10 protein-coding genes are annotated in these 23,769 nt (G+C 36.1%); all 10 read left to right on the forward strand.

Going from position 1 to position 23,769, the window contains the following annotated elements:
* Positions 1 to 24: 24 nt before the first annotated feature.
* The 10 genes from IO90_RS09910 to IO90_RS09955 all read left to right on the forward strand — a co-directional run bounded on the left by IO90_RS09910 (position 25) and on the right by IO90_RS09955 (position 23,746).
* Positions 25 to 846 carry a glycoside hydrolase family 25 protein gene (locus tag IO90_RS09910; protein ID WP_081871801.1) on the forward strand — a complete coding sequence of 274 codons (822 nt, stop codon included), beginning with the start codon at positions 25 to 27 and terminating at the stop codon, positions 844 to 846.
* 983 nt (positions 847 to 1,829) lie between these two features.
* A complete protein-coding gene (locus tag IO90_RS09915) occupies positions 1,830 to 2,492 on the forward strand; it encodes a response regulator transcription factor (RefSeq protein ID WP_076768778.1) in 663 nt (220 codons plus the stop codon).
* Between the two features lie 205 nt (positions 2,493 to 2,697).
* Positions 2,698 to 3,486 carry a hypothetical protein gene (locus tag IO90_RS09920; RefSeq protein ID WP_034966050.1) on the forward strand — a complete coding sequence of 263 codons (789 nt, stop codon included), beginning with the start codon at positions 2,698 to 2,700 and terminating at the stop codon, positions 3,484 to 3,486.
* Between the two features lie 167 nt (positions 3,487 to 3,653).
* A complete protein-coding gene (locus tag IO90_RS09925; RefSeq protein WP_034966052.1) occupies positions 3,654 to 5,852 on the forward strand; it encodes a hypothetical protein in 2,199 nt (732 codons plus the stop codon).
* The gene (locus tag IO90_RS09930) at positions 5,834 to 9,121 is read left to right on the forward strand and encodes a hypothetical protein (protein WP_034966053.1); all 3,288 of its coding nucleotides are present in this window, start codon (positions 5,834 to 5,836) and stop codon (positions 9,119 to 9,121) included. Before IO90_RS09925 ends, IO90_RS09930 begins: the two co-directional genes overlap by 19 nt.
* A 10-nt stretch (positions 9,122 to 9,131) precedes the next feature.
* Entirely contained in the window at positions 9,132 to 9,791 is a 660-nt protein-coding gene (locus tag IO90_RS09935; protein ID WP_034966055.1) for a hypothetical protein, read from the forward strand.
* Positions 9,792 to 9,860: 69 nt separating this feature from the next.
* Positions 9,861 to 10,217, forward strand: a complete 357-nt coding sequence (locus tag IO90_RS09940; protein WP_034966057.1) for a hypothetical protein — start codon at positions 9,861 to 9,863, stop codon at positions 10,215 to 10,217.
* Positions 10,218 to 10,219: 2 nt separating this feature from the next.
* The gene (locus IO90_RS09945) at positions 10,220 to 10,567 is read left to right on the forward strand and encodes a hypothetical protein (protein WP_034966059.1); all 348 of its coding nucleotides are present in this window, start codon (positions 10,220 to 10,222) and stop codon (positions 10,565 to 10,567) included.
* Positions 10,568 to 10,665: 98 nt separating this feature from the next.
* Positions 10,666 to 17,283, forward strand: a complete 6,618-nt coding sequence (locus IO90_RS09950; RefSeq protein WP_034966060.1) for a hypothetical protein — start codon at positions 10,666 to 10,668, stop codon at positions 17,281 to 17,283.
* Between the two features lie 4 nt (positions 17,284 to 17,287).
* Complete coding sequence (locus IO90_RS09955) at positions 17,288 to 23,746, forward strand: hypothetical protein (protein ID WP_131450854.1); 6,459 nt, start codon at positions 17,288 to 17,290, stop codon at positions 23,744 to 23,746.
* The last annotated feature ends 23 nt before the right edge of the window (positions 23,747 to 23,769 follow it).

Consider the following 23,769-nt stretch of genomic DNA (forward strand, 5'->3'; position numbering starts at 1 on the left):
TTATTATTAACAAAAAAAAATATTATGAACTTAATTTCAAAAATAATTGTAGGATGCACTATGTTCAATTTTGTAAGCCTTGGACTTTTATCTTTTAAAGTTTTAAAATCAGAACAGGAAAATAAGCGGATGTTCAATCAGCTGAAGATTACGATCCCGGTCTCCCAAAACATTCCGCTGGATAAGCAAACCAGTCCGGCGAAAGGGCAATCTGAAGTATTGAAATTTATTTCTCCTGAACAAAACAGCGAAGAGGAATTATTTGGAATAGATGTATCACACTGGAATGGCAATATAGTCATGGATCTACCCAAAAAGGACAACTTAAGTTTCGTTATTTGTAAAGCGACACAAGGGGACAGAGGTATTGATCCTAAATTTAAGAGTAATTGGAAATTTCTTTCGGAACACAAGATGATGAAAGGGGCATACCATTTTTATGAATACTCCAAAGATCCCATTCTACAGGCGGCACATTTTTGTGATACCGTGGGAAAAATAGAATTGTCAGATTTTTCTTTGGTAGTTGATATTGAAGAGATGAGCCTTCCTGCAAAAGATGTAAATGCCCAAAAATTGAAAAATAACTTGCTGAAATTTTTAAATTATGTAGAAGATCATATTCAAAGGGTTCCAATTATTTATTCGGATTATTCTTTTTTGAATAAGTATTTAGATGATCCAATATTTTCAAGATATCCATTATGGCTTGCAGAATACTCCCGCAATGAGAAACCGAAACTGCCGAAGGTCTGGAAAGATAAGGGTTGTTTGATTTGGCAGAAAACAGACAGCTATCATATCAATTCGACAGCGACAGATTATGATGTTTTTTACAAAAAATAGCTTGGTACTATTCAGAAATCCTTTGTTATATCACAAAGGATTTTAATGCATTTCAGGCAGCATTTAGATATAGTCAACTTCCTAATGGGGAATTTCATTCTGATTAGGAAGCAGTTACTAAATGATTACGTGATAACCATGAGAAAAAAGGTTATTTATAATATGGAAATGGCAGGTCAAGTTTAGTATTGATAAGAAGATGAGCGAAGCATTATTTTTTGTATGATCAATCGAATTACTAATTGTTATATGTTTCGTTAATTGTGCTAAATTAGATATTATAAATTACCAGACAGTATTTTTGCAATTTTTCATTATAATTATTTGTTTCTATCCACCCGTCTCTCTGAAATTTATATGTCGACATGGAGATCTTGTTTAATTTTTCATTTTGAAAGGTTTTATGAGGGTGCAGGGCCTGCTACTTTATTTAAGTAGCCAATTCTTTATTATTTTAAAAGCTTAATGTTATTGTACAACTATGAAAATAGCTTCCAACTTACGCATTGAATCGTCTTTTAATGTAATTCCTTAACCTAATCTCAAAAAATTATATAAATAAGATTTTAGAGTTTCAATAAAAGTGTTAGTATTATCATTGTTCGATATAATAATTTAGTTTTGATTACGATTGCGTAAAATTCGTTAGTATGGCTCAATTTTTAAGCTGGCAATACCTTGGTGGCTAATATTAATTAAATATGCATTAAAGTTTAAATATATCATATTTACATTAATTAGGTTGTATATCTGATTAAATTTTATTATTTTTAGAGAAATGCTATTAATATGACAGATGTTTTGTTGTAATAAGTCATTTTATATTCTAATAACCAATTAAAGCACTATTAAAATGAGAAGACGAATAAACTATTTGAAGACCTTTCGAAGTATATCAGCGGATAGCAATGGTGAGATATTAATAGCTCGATCAGGAAGAATGATTCCGGAGATGGCAAATCATTGAATGAAATTCTATGACTATGAAAACCAATATAGCCATTGCAGATCATCATCGTATTTTCAGAAGAAGCTTGGTTGGGTACATGGAGAGGCACTCTGATATTCATATTATTTTTGAGGCATCTGAAAGCTCGGACCTGATGCAGAAACTTTCTGAATATAAAGAGGTTCAAGTTGTACTACTAGAACTTCAGTCTGCAGAAATGGACGGATTTAATTGTTGGAAAACTATTAATAAAAACTATCCAGATATCCGGATTATCATCCTTTCCCACCTTCGTGGCAGTCATTATCTCAAATATGCGCTGCAATCACAAATACTTGGCTACTTTACAAAGGATTCTGATCCCATTGACCTGCTTAAAGCTATTAGGGGAGCAAATAGCGGAGAGTTTTATTATGATATTATTTTAAAACAAGATGTCGCACAGATCACTAAGTATCTAAACCAGAATTTAGATGATCATTTAAATTCAGCTCACTTTTCACCAAGAGAGTTGGAAATCATCTATTGGAGTGCCCGAGAATTAAAAAGCAAAGAAATCGCAGAGAAGCTTAATATTAGCTATCGTACAGTGGAGGGGCACAAAAATAATCTTATCAAAAAGACAGGCTGTAAGACTTTTCTTGGCATTATTCTTTTAGCTCTAGATCTCAATATGATTTCTAAAGAATTGATCTAATATTTAAACATATAAAATCACGTATAAATACGTATTGTTTATATCGAAATTAAATTTGAACTTTGATGCAGGTCTTGATGGTCTGGTTTTTTTATTTTAAAATTTTACAAGCCATTCTTTAGTCCTTGATGTACGCTACGATTCTCATAACCTTTTGAGACGAAACAATTTTCTATAATTGAAAACTAACCATAAAACTTTTATTATGCTTGCAAAAGGGCCACAAGAACAGTACACAGACGAGATGAACCGAAAATTCGGCTATATGGCAACCTGGCTGCCGGGAACACCTTTGAAATTGGGGGATATTGGTGTGATACACGACAACGTATTTTCGAGAGTTGCAGGTTTGGAAGACTTTGATATTACATTTTACATTCGTGAAGATGATACACCAGAAGATCTTGAGTACTCATCTAAAGGGTCTGTATCTGTTACTACAAAACTTTCAGGTGCTGTAACCCCTCCGGGTAGTAGCTTGGGAAATTTAGATGCTGGGTTCATTGTTGAGTTCTCCGGACAGAATTCTATTCTTTTTAAGGCTAATAAAACCAAAACCAATCTTATAAAAAATACCATAAAAATTGGCGAAGAAGTTTTGAAACTTTATAAAGACGGTAAATGGAATAAAAAATGGGTGGTAATCACGGAGCTTGTAGAAGCTGAAACTGCCACGATACTTATTTCGAATGCAAAAAATGCAAGAATAGAATTAAAAGCCAATGCCAATATCAAGTTACCAAAATTAGACATTGCTGAGGCAAGTTTAGATTTAGGTTATACTTCATACAAAGGAATGGATACCAAAATAATTTCACAGTCTGGTCTGTCTCCTCTTTTCAAAGTTAAAGGAATTCGAACAAATATTTTCCTTCCTCCTGCATTCGCAGATAAAGGACTGAAAGCATTTGATTTTGTAACCCCAGCTACAGCAGCAGGAGAGTATAAAGACAACTTGTATTTTGATTATGTTTCATCCGATGAGTGGGAATAAATCACATATATATTCGTATTACAGTTTTTCATCACTTAATTTGAAACACTGGTCATTAGAAGAAATTTACAATATGTGATAATCTATTTTTCAAAAGATCAGTTTGCGATGTGGGAGATTGGTTTTATCATAACTCACCATTTTAAATATTCCAAAAAATAATATTTATGCCTTCACAATTAGAAAATAGCCCTCAATATAAGGATCTGACAACCTCTAATAATGGTACTAATGTCCGGCCAGTTTTGAAACCGTCGTCATTTTTTTTTACAGATGGAGCATATGGGCAATCAGTAAATCAAAAATTTGGTGCAATATCATCATTGCAATACAGAGGAACAACAAAAATGACCTGTACCGGAAAGATTTATACGATTTGTCAGGGACAAATATTTGTTCAACCGCAAGCAGGAAACTCAAATAAAGTTAATATCATTTTAAAACCTTTCAGTCAACCCATAAATGAAATTCCTATAAAATTCGTTATCTATAGGGGACTTAATAAAAGTGATTTTGTATCAGGTTCAGGTGATAATCAAATTGTTGCAGGAAGTGCTACCTCTGGAATTGGATTTTGTCAATATATCTGGTCTGAATTCAACAAGTTTTATCAAGGTCAAAATCCGCAAGACATACCTGCGTTTTTTGCAAAATTTATTGGTTTCCCAAAAGATAATGACAGCTCTCAACAGCTTTCTGATTTAATTGATTCATATTTTTATAAAATTGTAAACTATATTGATCCTGAACAACAAGAAGAAGACCCTGCTACCGCTTACGAGTTACCATTAGTACCAGCCGGAACGGAATTAGGAATGATCAATGGAGAGATTGGAATTGATATTATACTTAATAACGGTGATTTTTTTATTCCTACCGATTCTGGATTTTTTAATTTATCCTTTGCAAGAGCAACAGAAACCTTACTAGATGTAACTACAAGTAATGAATTCGAAAAGAAACTTATAAAAGATGCGTCCACTCTTTTTTTGGATTTAGCATCATTTTATGGTTTACATACTAACGATTATGGAAAACTTTTCGTTGCTGGACAATCATCTCCATTAACAAGTCCTGAAGATATATTTGCAAAATTAAATGGTTTTTTAACAAAAGATGTCATCTATTTTTATATTCAAAGTAATCGCCAGCGGTATTATAATTTTTATGGCAATTATAATTACTCTGAAACAATTGATTTTGATTTAAAGATCGGCAATACTTTTAATGATTTACTTGAAACAAATTTTGGTACAATGGGATGGCCAGTACAAGCATATGTCCCTGAAGAATCAGAAATTGTTCTTCAACTAACAACAGATAACTATTCAGGAGCAGGAATGTATGTCAAAACAGGGGTTCTGTCAGATGATACGCCACAAGAAGAAGGTTTTATAAGAGAAGAAAATCTACTTCAATCTGCTTTGGATACTGCTGTAGATTTAAATTATACAAAACCAATAACGTTTAAAATCCAACAGATTAGTGACATTCCTGTTAGTGGTATTATAGAATTAATATATGAAGGCAAACAGATATATATTCCTGAAGAGGATTACGAGGAAAACTTATTTGAATTAAAAGATATTGATGACGTATTTGGTCTATTAAATGCTCGATCATTTGTTCAAAAGACACGAGAGCTAGAACTTCCATCAGTAATGGACAGCCGCTTACAATTAATTAATTTTCCAAATAATCAAAAAGCAAATGACATCAGTACAGTGCAAACAAAAAAAGTAGAGGATGTTATACAATTTTCTGATGATCAATTATTGGAAAGAGTAACCTACGAAACATTACTGGCAGGCATAAAGCGTAATACATCCTTATTTTTGACTTCTTCCTCACCGCTATTAGATAGTACAACTTCGAGTTCTGTTCATTACGGAACGGAGAGGAATAATTTCTATCAACCCGAAGCTCCATATTATTTAAAAACTGTAATATTTACAGATAGCTCCCAAACAGTTACCGGACTAACACTTCAAATTACAAATGGAAGTATTGCTACAAAAAAACTTTTAGGGATTACAACTGAGGAAAACCAAAGATTAACCGCGGTTATAGAAGATAATGATTTAGTTAACCCTAAAATATTTTTCAGAGGACTTTTGGAAGAGAGTGACAACCCCTCAGTTTCACCAGAAAATATATCTTACAGAGCTTACATTCTAAATATTGTCGGAGAAACTAAAAGCAATGACGGAAATTTAAAACTATATTCTTCTGGAGAAGATATTATTGTTTATTCAATAGACGGGTTTGTTTTTACGAGTGATATTTATTCAAAATATACACCAGCTATAAACATACCGTCAAATAATGCTTATTTAAATTTTGGACCATGGCAGCAGCAGGAATAATAATTATCAGTCAATTAGAAAACAATAAGTATATAAAAATTAAGAAAGTTATTAGTACAATAAACTTCCTTGATTCAATTTTCTATGACAAATATGGCAACATATCCAAATTTCGTATAGATTTGGATGATTCATATTACATTAAAACTGTAGAGACTACACAACAAAATGGAACAAAAATTATATATTATAATGAAGCGGATTACAGTGAATTTAAATCTGGAATAAAAGAATTAAATAAAGTAAGAATATTTGATATAAATAAATTTATCCCAGCTTCAACTGGAGATGAAATTTCAATTTATCTGCGTCAAATAAATCTGATTTCGACACCTTCATCTTATTGCTATAATTTTATCAAGTGGATTTATGATGAAACAATATTTAGCAATACAAATTCCGATAAAATAGATATCCCTACGATTCATACTGTAGTTTCAACCAATTGCTCAATTCTTTCGTCAGAGGCAGATAATTTTTTTCAATACTATTCGAATAAATTAAAAACAGCAGAATTAAACATTGGTATTAATCAATATGAAGAAGTACATAATTTAATCGCAGATATAGCTGGACTACTAGATTCAATAGATGATGGAATTTATAAACTATATGAAACTGATCCAAATTTTCAAATAAGTTTCAATCCTCCACTTTCAACGTTGATACAAAATCAATTGCAAGAATTATCACAATCTTCTATTTCACTCTATGAACTGAATACTTTTGAGGATTTTCAAAATCATTATATCAAAGTAAGTAATTATTTTAATGACTTTTTTAATGACCTAATGGTCTTAATAAAAAATGGAACTGATTTGGATAAAATTGTTAAACTTTTAATTTCAATAAGTCCAAAAATTTTAATTCCAATTAGTATTGAAGATAAACTTAAAATACTTAGTTATTTAGCTGCAAAAAAATTGGAAACCTCCCTAGAAGAGGGATTCAAAAGTGTCATTACTACTGCGGCTCCTATTATAGGTAATTTGTTTTATGAGAACAACATTGATAAATATGAAAATCTTGTTGTCAAAATTTGTCAGTCTTTTGACCAGAGCAGTCTTGATGATTATAATCCAAATAATCCTGGAGTTTCATGTATTGATGTTTTTCTGGAAGGTTTGCTTAAAAATTATAAGGATGGTAGTACCATCACATTATTTGAAGCGGTATATAGTAGGTTAAGTACTAGTTGGAATGCAACAGAAACCGTTATAAGCTTGACTAATTGGGTACTGAAAACAGATTATAAACCTAAAAATACAAAAGGCGCTTTTGTGCAAGCGATTTATTCTTTATGGGAGTTTAGCAAATATAATCCCTTCGACATCAATGGTAATATAAAACAGGGTACAATAGGTTTTAATATTTTAGATGCTAGTTTGGTTAATTTCAATAATGCAAATGATCCGAATAATCAAAATACTTTGTTTAAGTACACCAGCGAAGTATCTTATGAATCTTATTTGCATATTGATGAAAATATTATTGGGCAACAATTTGAAAATACTTTATATAAAGTTAAGTGGGGAAATGCCTCTCCTATAACAATGCCATATGAATCAAATAAGTTCATAGGTATATATTTTGATAATTTTGACTTTGAGATAAAGAATAAACAAATAATTGCGAAGCAAAAGGGGTTACCGACATCCACAAGATATGATACTGAAATGAATGCTTTCGACCCCGTATCAAAACCTATATTGTATGGCTCGTATGATTTGTTTCAACCAGTAAGTTTATTGAATATAAATTCCGAAACTAAGTTTCCGATTTTGACAACTACTAATGACCCTGCCGATTTTGGCGATTTGAATTTAAAAGTCAATTCCTTAATCCCGATTTTTGTATTATATCATATAGATTCGGCAGGTGATAGAAGTGATGCAGAAACAATGCTTGGTTATTCTGTAGACGCAGTCCTAACATTCTCAGGAGTTGGTAATCTCACTAAATTGAGACACCTTCGATGGATTGCTTTAGGAGCAAATGAGGTTTCTTTTTTTACAAGACAAGGCTTAAGAATATTTTGGAGTGGAATTGAATTTACAACAGGTGCACTTGGGTTTTTTGCCAATTTTATAGAATGTAATACAGGGGACGAATTTTGTCATAGGATGAAAGAATTCATTTTCTTGTTTGAAATCTTTGTTGGAGGTATTTCTGCGACAGATACCATTGCATCATTGGCAATGAGGAATAAAGCCAAGCAAGTTGCTGCGTTAGCTGGTGGTACAACTCCTGACCAGATAAGGGCTAATCTCAAAAATCGTTTCCAGCAGCTTCATCCCAATGAGAATCCTGCTATTTTACAGCAAGCAGCAGACGCAGTTTTCTATTCTAGTATTGTGCCTATTCCTATTGCAGCTATTAAGCGAATAGTAAATAAAATTACCGCTTATGTTGCTAAAAGAAAAAATTTAGGAGGGCGCAAATTATGGGATTTAGATGCTTCCTATACCAATGCATTTTTGGAAGCGTATACCCAGCTTTGCAAAAACCAGCTGGGTCTTACAGATGATTTTATTTTGGATTATGTTTATTTCGCTAACAGGAAATATTTTAAAAACGGGCAATGGCATATCATAGATCCAGACACTGGAAATGTTAAATTTATTGCAACTGAACAGTTGGTTAAAAGAACCAATTTTCATAAATTGGAAATAGTAAAAAGAGGATTTGGCGGTGGCTTTAATAACCTAGGACAATATAAGCAATATTGCAACAGTGCAAGGAACAGATTTATTAATAATTTGCAGGCAATGACGTTAGATGTTTATGATACCAATTTTACGCAATACATTTCAAGTCTTGAATGTTCAGTCAAAGGTAGTTCTGTAACAGTTCCGAGAGTTGGAGACCCACCACCCATACATCATACGACAGATCTTCCTATAGGATTTGCGGACGATATTGATAACAAATTCGGGCTTTCGCAATCAGATTTTGCTGGGTTTCTTGATGAATTGGACATTTATGTCGAAGCAAATCACGTACGAATAGATAGTAGACAATTAGATAAAATAAAAAGTGAGATAACTTATGCAAGGAATACAGGTGCACTTGGATATTCTACATTAGAAAAAATTCCAATAGGAAATTCCAATTTTACCACATTAATGAAACAGGCTATGAAACCACACACGCAATTTCCTGAGAATAAAATTAATTTTTTTATTATGGTAAACCGTACCGATGGAGCGGAAAACGTGAAAAAAATTACCCAATACGATAATTTACCGGAATTACCCTATTCTTACTAAAATTATAAATATGGCAACAGAAATCAAATACACTAATAGATACGATAAAATTTTAACTCCTCAACAGTTAAATCAGACAGAAGATTTTGTTAAGCAAACCTATGTAGATGGAATGCTAAAAATGAAAGAGGATAATTACAGAACAAATAAAAATAATAAAAAGTTTAAGAGGGTAACTTATTTTCTTGACGATGTTGCGGAAGACAAAAATACTATCGCAGAACAGTTTTGTAATGTAGAAGAAAATGCATCCTGTACTATAAGATACAATAAACAAACGGCTAATGGGTTTACGCTTTGGGATGTACAGTTTTATGATATAGATGGTCAACCAGCAGGTGCGGGTGGTCAGGAAGTTTATGATAGTCAAGGAAGAATAGTTTACTCAAGTAGTTTTTATGAACAGACTGGTCAATTAAGAAGCGTGACCAAGGTAATGTATGCTAACCAAGTTGAAAATGCTTGGGAAGATGCACTTTTTGATTTTCATTTTAGTTTTGACTTTGATACTGGCGGGATAAATTTTACTATTAGTGATACCAACCATCGATATCATTGGTTGATGCCACAGAATATAGATGTTGAATTTGTTCAGGGTGAAGGTTATTGGGACAGTCATCCTTATTATCACAGCCATTTGCCTGTACTACCCCAAACACCCATAATTTAATATTTTGTGGAAATAGAAATCAAGTATAGGGAGACATAACAAAAGTTTTAACTCCTCGGCAATTTAATTATGAGCAGACGTGCAGAATATAATTTACAATTTCAAAAGATAGAAAGTAATGGCTGGTCTACATACTATGATTGTATTGGAACAACATCTGATGGCAGGTCATTATTTATTGCCAATATTTTAAGAGGGCATAATGATGCTGGCGCACCCGAAGCATTTATTAATGAGATAGAATTAGCTGAAACTGGCCAGTTTGAGGAAATGGATGAGTTTTGGCAGCCGGATAGTTTAACAGATAGTTTTAGATGTTTTATAACACCTCCCAACATAATATTAGGAAAGAATCATAATTACACGCTACCATTATTAAGTTTTAAAGAATTGCTTCAAGAGTGGGCCGCATTTTTACAGCAGTAGATATGAACTTCAAAATATTAAATCAATATAATATAAAATTTAAAAAGAGTAATGAACTTGTATTTACGACGACAGCCAACTTTAATTTGGGAGCACTTATATCTCTATTTAAATCAAAAGAAAGCGTTGAACACCTGATTAGTGATATTAATTTGGCTTTAAATGGAAATTACAGCCAAATTTTGGATCCTAATTACGCTATGGAATTAGGTCAGGATATATATTTTGGAATTATAAATAATGATATGACATTTAGTGTTTATTATGAAAATAATCCTATACAGTCTATTGATTATCCACTAAATGATATAAAAGAAATTTTTAGTTCTTGGTTAGAAATTATATCATAAATTTTATAATGATTGACCCAATTAAGAGTTACCAGTGATGTAGGGAAAACCTGCCACAATTTTAGTACATATTTTACATAATTAACAAATATTCTGTTATGCCAAATGGAACTACGCCTGTTATAGCTAGAAGATATTATCCGACACTATCCTCTGTTATCACTAAAGAAGACATCCCGGAAATATTAGGCTTTCTTAAAGAAGGACTTCAAAATTTGCTTGACAAAATCCATTATAAGGATTTACAATATAGTAAGAGCCCAACAGGAGATGCGGCATTCTATAGCCTATCGCTTGTAACTCCTAATAGATTGGATATAGAACTACCTGGTACAGGCATATATTTGGTCTTAAATCCGGATATTACCGGAGGAGATTCACATATATCTGCATTTCCCATCACCGTAGAGTATCAATGGAAAATCTTGGCATATCTTCGAGCATTCAGTATAGACAGTTTTTCTTTTTCTCCACAACAGATCTTTGAAGTGGCACTACGCATTCTTAATATTTCGGAAGAACAAGCAATTGCAAATTTCATTAATCTTTTTGTCGTTCCGATAGATGACAATACAACAGCATTAGAACAGTTTGTTACAGATATTAATGATCTTACAGACTTAAATCTTCCTGCACCAACAGAAGATACTACTATAACACAAATCGTTATGGAAATGTTTAGCCAAAGTAGTGGTCAGTACGCTTCGGTTATTGCACTGGGTGCTTACATATCGGTTGATCCTAATCAGGCCTTAGACAAGCTAAAAATATATTTTAAATCATTTTTACCTGAAAATATAGATGATTACATCAAGGAAATTCTAATTCCAAAATTCAGAGCTACACTGACCCTAATTGCTGGAATAGAATTCCCCCGTAATATGTTGATTCCAGTTTATCCGGAAGGAACAATTATCAATAATACAGATGTATCTTACGAACCTATACCTGTCACTAATCCCAATGCTCCTATAAAAGATCAGGAACCCAAAGCTCTTTTTACCTTTGCGGAAGCTCTTTTCTATGCAGATACAACACAAGGTTTTGGATATAATATGGACATTGTTATCAATACAATTACTCCAGTACAAATAGGAAATACGGGGTTAATTGTTAATATTCATAACCTAAAGATAGATCTCAGTACAAAAACAAACTTTCCGGAAGCAGATGTAGACGGTAGACCTCCTGAATTTATGGGAGTTTACACGGAGCAAACTGATATTGTTCTTCCAAAAAAATGGTTTTCTAAAGATTCCAACATCAGTCAAACATTAAAAATATCAGGAAAACATTTATTAATAGGCACCGGAGGGGTTTCTGGAACTATCGCCTTAGAAGCAATCAATACAGGTAACCCTCCGGGGCAAACGGATTTCTTTTGGGTGAACTTGGGAAAGGATGAAGCTACAGCTTGGAAATTAGGATTTAATTCATTTGATATAGCATTTTCTCAAGGCGATATTGTTTCCTCTAATATAAGAGCACGACTTGAAATTCCAACATTTACTGATGACGATGGTGATGAAGCAATGATAGATGTTGTTGGTCATATAGAACGTAATGGGGATTTTCTTCTAACTGCTTCTGCAGTACCTCCTTTTAATCCGACAATAACTTTTTTAAACGTATTCAAACTGCATCTTAATTCCATCGAACTTGGAAAAGAAGGTGATGAATTCTTTATTGGAGCAACTGCTGATCTTGAATTTATTGATGATTTTTTAGGTGGTTTGTTAGAAGGTCAAGCAATCACGATATCAGCTTTACGTATATACAGCAGTGGTCGTATTGACTTCCGAGTGAATGGAGGTAATCTTACACTCCCTAAACCAGTTAAATTAAAAATAGGACCTACCGAACTCTCTGTAACCGCCATCCATTTTGGTTCCCATGAAAGAGAATATAAAGGGAAGGTCAGAAAATACAACTACTTTGGATTTGACGGTGGAATCAGCATAGGATTAGCGGGAGTTGATGCAAGAGGTGACGGAATCAAATACTACTATACAATAGATGATGATCTGTCAGAAGATAAAGGACCGGATTCATATCTGCATATTCAGACCATATTTGTAGATATGGTCATTCCTGCAAATTCGAGTGATCCAAGTGTCGCCATAAAAGGCTGGCTTACTATACCGGAACCTGGCGCTTTCCAAGAATACCAAGGTGGTGTTGATCTAAAAATAAAAAATCCTAGAATCAATGGCAAGGTCGATATGAGACTTGCTCCCAAATATCCCGGTTTTCTGATTGATGCAGCCATTGAGCTGCCCAATCCAATTGCGCTTGGCCCTATCTCGATCTATGGTTTCCGGGGTCTCTTGGGTTACAGGTATGTTGCCGAGAAGAAGGCAATAGGGATGAATGAAAACAACAGCTGGTATGAATATTATACGGCACCGCAACGAGGGGTCAATGTGCATAAATTCAGCAGACCGGATCAAACGGAAAATTACGGTTTCCCATTCTCACTGGGAGTAGGTGCCATTCTTGGCGATACTATGGCTGCTGGAAATATAATATCTGCCAATGCGATGCTATTATTGTCATTGCCTTCCATGATAATGGTCGATGCCCGAATGAAGCTGTTGGACCAGAGGGTGAGCTTTTCAGATGATCCGCCCTTTTTCGCTTTCTTTATCTTTGGAGATAACTCGTTAGAATTTGGATTTGGGGCCGATTACAAGTTTCCGGATTCAGGGGCGATTATTAAGTTGTATGCAGAGATTCAAGCTGGATTCTTCTTTAATAACCCTTCTAATTGGTACATCAATTTCGGTACAGAGCAAAAACCTATTACCGCGAAGCTTCTAATGGAGATCTTTACTTTGAAATCATACTTAATGATCTCAGGGAAAGGAATCAAAGCTGGCGCAAGAGGGGAGTTCAGATTTGACAGGAAATACGGGCCAGTCAAAATTTTCGTGCTGGCGTATCTTGAGCTTGGAGGCAAGGTCAGTTTCCAAAAGCCGCAAATGGGTGCCTATATCGAAGCTGGCCTAGCCATCGATATCAATGTTAAGATCTTTAGGATATATGCCTCTGTAACAATTCTACTTGCCGTTGAATCACCTCAACCTTTCTTGATTTACGGTGCATTTATGGTGGAGTTTAAAATCAAGGTGCTATTCTTTAAAATTAAATTTAAAGCGAAGCTGGAACTGAAATGGGAATTTAACAGTAAAGTGGACAGAGACCCTATCAATCCATTTACAGAGATCAGAGATCAGAGGGGGAGTCTAGTAAAGGGTGTAAGTATGCTGACAAATGAAACCTTTGATCTGAAAGAATTTGAAGATCCTGATATTTTAGATACGAATCCAAGGGCTGCCGCAGAATCTATCGACAAGGTCATACCACTTGATACATACATTGACATCAAAACGACAAAGGGGTTGCTTCCTAATTTGGTGGACAATATCATAGGCGGTTACACAAGTCCAGCTGATCTATATACTGATATGGTTCCACCTGAAAAGGTGATGAGAGGTCTCGAGCTACGTCAGGTAAAACACCAGTACACATTGGAGGGCATTGATATCCGAGCCTATAGCACGACAGCAAGAAAATGGATCAAATATAATCCATATGTCGCGCTATATCCCAATGACACCGAAAACAGCTTTGGCGCATTGAAAGTAGGACAGTGGCAGAAAAAAGACAATCAATATAACGCCATAAGAATATTGGCCACAACACCATTTTCTTATACCGAACAAGGAATTCCCGGATGGTATGTCCCTGAACAATATGGTGTTTTATCATCAACTTTGTTTTGTCAAGGCCAAAATATTGAGTCTTCAGTTTCTGACTTCCTTGATAAGGAAATGAATACAAAATATTATGCTTCTTCATCAAACTATTTTCACAGTAAAAAAGCTTCATACCAGCTTCAGGGAGATGTTCAATATATCGTGAATCCTGATGGATCGGTCACCATGCAGGGCGACTACGCTGAGGTGACAAATGAAACAAATTTCTTTACATTTGATAAATCCTTGAAGTTTCCTAATAATGCACCTTTGATTATAATGCTTCCAAATCCATCATTGGAAGTTGAGCTGAGATTGAGTACATATAGTTCTGGTGTTTGGGTTACGATGTTTGCAAAAGATCTTGATAGTACAGTATACGACCCTCAGTACGAAAGAATTTTCAGCGAATATCGTACGAAGGATGATCTTACAACTGCAATCAGATATGAAGATACTGATACACAGATGGGTATTACAAAAATCGTCATTACTCCAGATACGCCAGATTATGATACCATAAGTCAGATCGAGCAACAAATGGCCGTTCTTATGGATGAAGGATATCAGAATGCATTGGCTGAAGGTGGCGAGATCATTGAGATCATTCCAAGCAATCCTAGACTGTACAACAATCTGTCCAGAACCTTAAGACAATTAAAAGCGGTTGGATGTGAAGGCGTCTCACAGGAATTATTTCCTGAAGTGTGTGGCTTTTACATGGAAATGATCTCATATTATAATAATTATTTCAATGAGATGTATGCGTTTCATGACTTTTTTATTCCCGAACCAGGCCCAGAAGAACGAAAGGAAATTTATGCTGAGTTCATAAAAAATAATCTTGGCAGATACTGGTATGCATATTCTGTGATCAGTGCCAACGATATCACACCGATCTATGATAAAAATGTCGAGCTGTACAGAACCTACTACAACATCCTTGCAGATTATATTGGCCAACATCCTGTAAATTTTGATGGCATCATCTCCAGATTTGAGATTTTGAAAGCTAAGTTCGAGCAGATTTTGAGTTGGTTGCAAAGTGCAAGACCTTGTGAGGATCAAATTCTGTGTGATCTCGGTCAATACCTAAGCCATCAGGATTTTGGACATTTCTATGATAGGCCACCAGTCAGCAGATCGCCGCTTTTAGAGTCATATTATATCTTTGTCAGTCAAAATCCACGCTATAACTATCTGGATCTTGTTTTAGAGCGCCAGATCAATTTTATTCAGAATATTATTGATCAAGGTTGGGTAATCTATTCGCAAAATGAAGAAAATTATAAGAAAGCTTGTGAGGCACTGATTCAAATCATTGTTGACCTGGGAAATTGTAAACCAGAGCACAAGTGTTTCACTTTGCTTCACGACATCAATTGGTTGTCTGTGGAAGATTTCACCTACAACGAGCAAATTCCGGGATTGGAGGTCATTGATGAGGATGTTCAGGCTACATTGGATGCCATATCCAAGTCGATACAGCCGATATGGCGTCCTGACACCAAATATTATGTCAAGTTTACTTTGCGAGATATGGTTGATAACGTTGGCAACAACAACCAGGTCTTTCATCAAGCATATGGCTTCAGGACAGCTGGTCCTCTTGGATTCTTCCATCTGGACGATCAATCAGACTATGGTGATAGGATTGTACCAAACTCGACACATACACTTAAAGATGCTGTAGGCAAAATCGTGGACTCTGAGCAGAATTTGGTAGAAAATACCACTGCCCACCCTGACCTGTATCCGCATACCAATCTTCGTAGTTATATTGATTATGAGAGATCCTATCCTAATGCTGACGGGAATATTGTCAATGCCAAACCTCTTTTCTATGGAGATGATACAACCAAAATAAGCTTGTACTTCAATAAAACTTATGTTCAAAAACTTTTGGAAGGCTGGGAAGCGATGAAAGATCCTGAAGATCCTTCTATGGTCGCTCTTCCTGAAGTAGGAGGCATAATGAAAATTATTATCAAGGATCCTGTAGAAGGGGTCGAGATCAGCAACCCTCCTAGCTTGGATAATACCGTAGTTGATATTGATGTCCCGCAAACTATCGAGAGTTGGGATGAAGACGATGATCCTCCGTTGCCGGCAATCTATCAACAGTACTTTAATATGTTGCTTAACAGCGAGTGCCATGGATCTATCCAATTGGTCAAGCCGAAATCTACGTACCGAACAGTGACACCAAAGCTCTTAAAGCCACAGAAGCTTTACACGGCCCAGGTTCTTAACTTTTACTGGGGTAATAATGAACTAGATCTTAGTAATATAACAGAAGACGATAAATTGAGATATGCTAAAGAAGTACACAAATTTGTCTTCCAGACATCCCGATATATGAACTTCCGTGAACAGGTGACAAGTTGCTACAAAGAATATCAGGACGAAAATAATGAAACCCAGTCTAAAATGGCTGTTTACGAAATACATCAGTCAATTGATGCTTCGAGAATTCAGGCAGCATTTGATATGCTTCGTGGTATTTCAAATCAAATGTCGGAAGAAATTTCGTCACAATATCCTGATCTTTTTGATAGAATAATGGAAGGTATCTTTCGCATAAGTCCACTTGCCAATGCAGAAACTACGGAGTTCAATAAAATAATCGATACTGTTACAGGAAAAATTATTGCTTTGCTGGTAAGGAATCCAGAACCGTTCAACCATCCAAAGATTCCTCTTGCTCAGATTAGCCGCAATGATAGAGATGCAGGAATGATAGAAGTAATGATCCCTCCGCTAAGGCCAGGTGCCAGACCGACGATCAACAGAAATTATCATGCTCTATATTCCAAAGATTATGCAAAAGCTATAATCATGCATAATGATATGTTCATATCAGAGACAGCTCTTAGATTTCAGTTCATTTTCAAAATCTGGGATGGATCGAAGTATGAGCAAAAAGATGAAGTAACAACCAGAATCAACCTAATATAAAAATATGTCTTTCGTAAATAACTATAGCAGCAATATAACATTTTCGCAAGAATTTGTCGAATATGATGGATCTTACATCTATTTTGTATCATCGCAAACAAGAGGGAGTGATCAGGTCCATATTACTAAAGTAGATCTGAGTGGAAACGTGATATGGTCCAGATCGATTACCAATTCATCTGTCACACAAGGGGAAAGGGATCTTGTCATGGTGCAAATTACTGCAATGCCTGCAAAGCAAGAAAATGGCAGCAATGAGGATCTGGTTGTTGAAAATGAGAAAGAGAGTGATGTATCTAGTGATTTAATATCTAATGATGTAGTATCTAACTATGATGGTCAATACGTACTAATTGCTAGAAATACAGACAATCTTACACAAAATATTCTTGCCATTGATGCAAACGGCAATCTGAAATGGTCAAAGGCATACAATTTTCAAGAAAATGGCCATCATCAGCAAACGATCGTGTCAAACTATGCGGGATTTTATATACTTGCCTCGGAAACAAATGAGTCAAATTCAGTAAGATATCATACGCTTTCAAGCTTTGATACAGGCGGGGTTGTCCAACAAATCGTGAGTTTGGAAGACATCATCGATGCATCAGACCTGATATTAGTTGGATCGTCATTGCTAGTCTCGGGTATTTCGGGTCAAGCTGGTTTTATAGCTGAATTCAATACCTGGGATCTGTCAAATATCAATAATTACGAGTTCAGTGGCTTTGGAAATATATTTAGAATCAAGGCTAATGACTACGGAAGGATTGCTTTGAAAGTGGCCCGGAATGACAGTACCTTTGGAATTGCCATTATATCACTATACAATAATGAATCTGTTGCAGAAGCAGTTCCTACCATACCACCGGTTTACAGATATATTTCAGTAGGGGACGATGTTTCTGATTTTGCCATAACGTCGGACAATGTATTTATTGTCAAAGAAACCCATATCCATAAGACGGATCTAGCATTGAACGTTCTCTGGGTCAAAGAAATGGTCTCAGACAAAGGTCAGATCATTGTAAATGGCATTCACTATTCCTCTTATTCAGGCCAGTTGCTAGTATCATCTTCTGCTCATGGTGTCATTGTGGATGGGTCCGCAGGAATGATCTTCTACATGAATCAAGATGCAAATGTCTGCCTGACCGTTGACAGGCCTCTTAGCAACTTTCCGAAAAGCATTTTTTCAATAAATAGTTCATTATCAAAAATTCCTTCACCTCTGCGTAGTCAATCGGGACCTTTACGCTACAGGTTAAGCTCACATGAGAGCACCTTCGAATCGATCTGTGATCAAACAGGTACAGATGAGGCCGCACTTGTTCAATCCAGTTGCATCTATCTGCAGGCGGCAGGTTCCAAAGGTACTGATAGCACGGCGGGCATACATCTTCGATGGATGCTTAAAGGAGCACTTGCAGAACATCTTCCAAAGGGAAATTATTACCAATCTCCTTCGGGGTTCAACCGGCGCAATGATTTTGTGACCTTGCTAAGGGCCCCATATGTTCCTGTTGTAATAAAATTGAATCTTTCTGTTGCACCCAATGCTATAGTTGATTCGGAGGCTTTATGGTTGTATGAGGTTGGAACTAAAAAGTTTTATGTCTATTTTAGAAGTGTGACAAAATACCAACAGGTCAGGGCATCAGTAAGCCCGCTGAATAATCCATTGGGTTTTTTACAACAATATGGTAGTAATCTGGTTGAAGTCGAGTGTAAGGAACAACTATTTTTTGCTGCAAGATTATACATTTCAGGTATCTCAAATACTGCATCTATAAAAACAGAAATTCAGTCCGTAGAGACAAATCAGATGAATCTGCCAAAGCATACTTCATTCCGAAAGCAACTGTCAACTACGGAATTGGGCCAAAAGATCTTCGCTGAGAATGCTAGAAGCATCAGGTTTGCTACATCTGAATTGTACATAAACGCCATTGATTTTGAATTTTACAGTGATTTCGCAAAGTTTGCAAATGAAACCTCAAGCTGGAAAAATATCGGCGAACATGCTTTGACTCTTGAAGATAGTGTAGCTTATCAGCGTTTAGATCCAGATCCCGAAAACCATCCAATTCATGCCGTCTGGCCACGATATAACGGAGGAGAGTTCGTGAACATAGACAATTATCGAACTAAATGGAATGGTAGATTAGACGATGACAGAAACAGGATCAAGCATTCAGTGGAAAAGTACATCGAGTATAGCACCGATCTATTACATCCAGATCCACTCGCCAATGAAACTTACTTTCTTGAAAATGAAGATGGTGACATTATTGATCCTGATAATGGTTTACAAGTTTCCCATCTTACTATTCTCAATATGGCCTCTTTGGATTATCATGTTGCCAGGATGCTTGGATTGGGCTTATTGGATTTCAGCGCAGAGGTCTATACCGGTCAGAAGTTTATCTATGCAGCACAATATACAACAGATGCTGATCTGAATGATGGACATGGTCAAAGGACTGTCAATCATTTGGCCCTGTCACTTCCGACTTCTAAAAATGATGAAAGATCAACACGTCCGGTCGAACTTTTGCAACCTGTTCCAGGAATTGCCACTTCATCTACTGATACTGAAAATACACAAGTCATTACTGATGCGGACGGTTATACCCATGATGGAACGGCACGTTACCTGAGCCTATTTACCAGAGAGGTAACTCCTGATGAGCCCGCAAACAGCAGTTTCTTTTTTACCAATCAACGATTCGATCTCTCAACATTTACTTATCCGGTCTATGTAGGAATCGAATATAAAAAAACCGGTGACATTGCATGGCGAAGCCCTGAACTTCCTAATGACAGAGACTATAAAAATGTCAATGGTCAAGGTATTATATCATCCAATGAAACCGTTGCGATTGCATTGCCAGATTACGGGCAGCCTGCATTTATACACCACGAGACCAAGTCTGGAATGCATACATACGGCTCTTACGGAGTCAACTGGTTTTCACGAGCAACAGCAGCATACACAAGCTGGGACATCAAAACTGAAATCAGGGCAACCAATAGCTTATTACCTCCTTCAAACATCAATTCTGTGCTGATCCAAAAAGAATCACCACTGATGTTCACTTCTGAAAATGAACAGAATGCATTGGCTACGCTTCTAGGAGACAAGACCTTTATCAGATTGACCTTTGACTACGATGCATCTCAAGATATGATCACCTATCTATACAAGGTGAACGGCGTTGAGGTTCCTGACTTTGGTCCGCTTCCCGATGATGAGGAAGTTTTTGCTGATGAGGTTGAAATATTTTTTAGGCCAGATATTCCAAAGCAGTTATTCGGCATGATTACAAGTGTTGTAGATCTTCCGCAAAATCCTTTGATTTCCGTTGTTCAATCTGGTAATTTTACGCTACACAGTACTGGCCAGCCAAATGTCGAAGATTCCTCACAGACTTTATCTCCAGCTATCCCTTTATCGGAAATTGAAAATTACATCGGTGCAGTATTTACATCTGGAGGAAATGAATTTATCATCCATGATATCCTTCCTGGAAATAATGACCTGCCTATTTTTCACATTCTGAAGCAACAGGTTGGTAACGCATTTGAGCAAAATAGCAATACCTCTTATGATCCGTCTGATTTTATTGCACCAGTTGTTGAGCAATCTTTCATGATTGTTGAAAATATGCAGAATGAAAGTACTTGGGGCAATGTTAATCCACATCCTTTAAAAGTGAGAGTTGGATTTGAGTGGCCAATTTACACTGAGGAAATACAATCAACTGCCGGGCAGGCCCCTGATCTTACTGAAAATACATATTATCGCAAATTTAGAGGAATTTACAAGCGGGCTACAATTACAAAATTTGTTGATGAAGCTATAGGTGAGTTCCAAGGGGTATACATCATAACATTTAATGGCTATACTTTAGGAAATCATCCGCAGTACAGGTCAATTACAGGACAGAACAGCGTTCAATGGTATCAGGGTACTGTAAGAGTTGCTCGTGATGGTCAATCAGGTACAGAGCTGAAAACACTTAAGGTGCTTAGAATTGACAATGCGTCACTGTCATCAGGAGACTTAAAACTCTATGTGGTCGATGAAACATATAATGATGATCCCATACAATCTGTCAACTCAAGAACAACAGCGGTAAACTACTATCCAGGCTACAGGGTCTATTTGTTTAAAAATGATCCTTGCAGGCTTAATGAGGATCATATCTATTCCAGCAATGAGAACCAACCTGACAAATATTCTATCTTTGGTCTAAGAAGTATTGATATTCAAGAGGATTACAAGTCTGCGATATCAACACCGACCCTGATGTTTGCAAGAACTATAAAAGAGCCTCAGCAACCATACGCTCCTTTAGGAGCTAACTACGCAACCAGACCTGATTACTTTGGTCGTTCCACCTATGCTTTTACCACAACCTTCAAACAAAAGCCGTTCAGTGTTAATTTTTTGAGGAGTAATGATGATATACTCCTAAGCTCGCTGTATAAACAAACAAAATACGGTGATGAGATCGAACGAAATTCAGTAGGTGACATCAGAAGAAGAAATAAGGACGGTTTCGAAAACGACAGGCTTCTCGGTCTGGCAAATTTTCACATAGACCGTACTACAATGCTATTCAAGATCGTCAATGGATATCGCCTTCCTCTTCCTAACAATCCTCAGTTATTTGACAATATCAATAATTTTATAACTGAGCACAACCTATTTTATGGAGAATCACTATTACCGGTCAACCCATCAAATATCACCAATTTCGGAACTGTGATCATACAAGGACATAGCAGCAATAAACATGGTTCATATGGAACACTGACTTTCGAAGATTTTATCAGACAGACCATCCAAAACACCTACGTACCTCTTACAGAGATTCCTGTCATCTATCAACATATAAAATCAGGAAAATACCAGCCGGTCAATAAAGCGCAGGTGATCAGAGATAGAAGTGGGAACCTCCTAAGTCCATCTTCACCAGATTTTGAAATGGCCCCGATGGCCAAATCTCTAAATGACGACCCGCATCAGGTTCTATTCGTCGATTTCAACCTTGATGGGAACTCAAACAGTCTTTATTTCTATGCTGTGAAAGAATTGAACTCGCAAATGGAGCAGAGCGATCTTAGTGAAGCTGTAGGTCCTGTCAAACTGGTTAGTTCATATCCTGTCAAGGCGCCTGAAATCAAAAGCGTCACACCTGTTCTTGAAAATAGAATATTGTCCATCACTCCAAAGATGCAGATCTCGATAAATTCTTATGATAAGATCTATGGCGTTAAAAAAGCAAAACTCTATCGGGCATTAAATATGTCAGATGCCTTGTCTGTAAGAACAATGACGCTGGTTCAGGAAATCGATCTCGAAAACGAGGAAATGCTTGATGAGGAGAGCTGGAACACAATTGACAGCTACATTGACCTTCCTGAGATTCCTTTTGGTGATCCCTTGTATTACAGAGTCACAGTGGAAACTGAAATAGAATATTCAGAACCGGACTTTTCAGGATCAAACCCGCAGGTTATAGTTGACTACGCACCTTCCGAAGCCTCCAAATTATTGATCACTACGATAACAGAAAGTGTACTACCTAATTCACCGGAGTTGTCATATAGTGCATTTCCCCTAGCTGATCAAAATGTAATTACTGGTGTCAAATTTACCTGGAAAAAGCAGGCATACAATGCAAAATATCACCTGTACAAAATGAATAGTCAAGGAAATTGGGTAGAACTTGCAACGGTCCAGAGCAATGACGACATTACAGTGGTATACCTTGATGAGACAACGTGGCAGAGTGATGTTCTCAAGACTTTGGACGATGACGGCAATCCATTATACCACCATTTCAAGGTGTTGACGGAAAACACGGCGGGGATGATGAGTGTAGAGGAAAATATTCTTACGATAGGCGGTGAATTTAGCAGTTTGATAGAGACTGATGTAAATCTTGTCCGATACAGAGCTTATGTTCGTACTTCTGATCTCACAAGGGATAATAATCTCCTCATGCCTCCATTTTTGTTCTTTACAGGAAGCGGAGACCGAAACAACAGTCATAATGAATCGAACATACCTAGCGATCTCGCGGTATGGAAACAGATGCCTGATGACTATTTGGTTCTCCCTGAAATCAATACGGATCTTAAAAAGAATCCGCACACCTATAATTTGCTAACCAAAAAATTCGGTTGCTACTATACTGTTTCAAAAATGTCTTATGGCTCGATTGAAGGAAGTTCACACCATTTTTTGAAGAATTCAGTTAAGAAGGCAAGAAAAGCAGGTGCTCGAGAATGTATAGTTGATCTTGGAAACAATGCTTTGTTTATTCAAAAGAACATAGATATGCTTAAGGCTGCATTGTTGGAAGGCAACGATAGAGGAATTGACAGAATCAGTCTTATGGTTGATAATGTAATTAGACATTACACCATACAGCAGATACTCGATCTATAAAAAAGACAACCCTCCCAAATGGG

The sequence above is a fragment of the Chryseobacterium sp. FH1 genome, assembly GCF_000735135.1.
GTDB lineage: Bacteria > Bacteroidota > Bacteroidia > Flavobacteriales > Weeksellaceae > Epilithonimonas.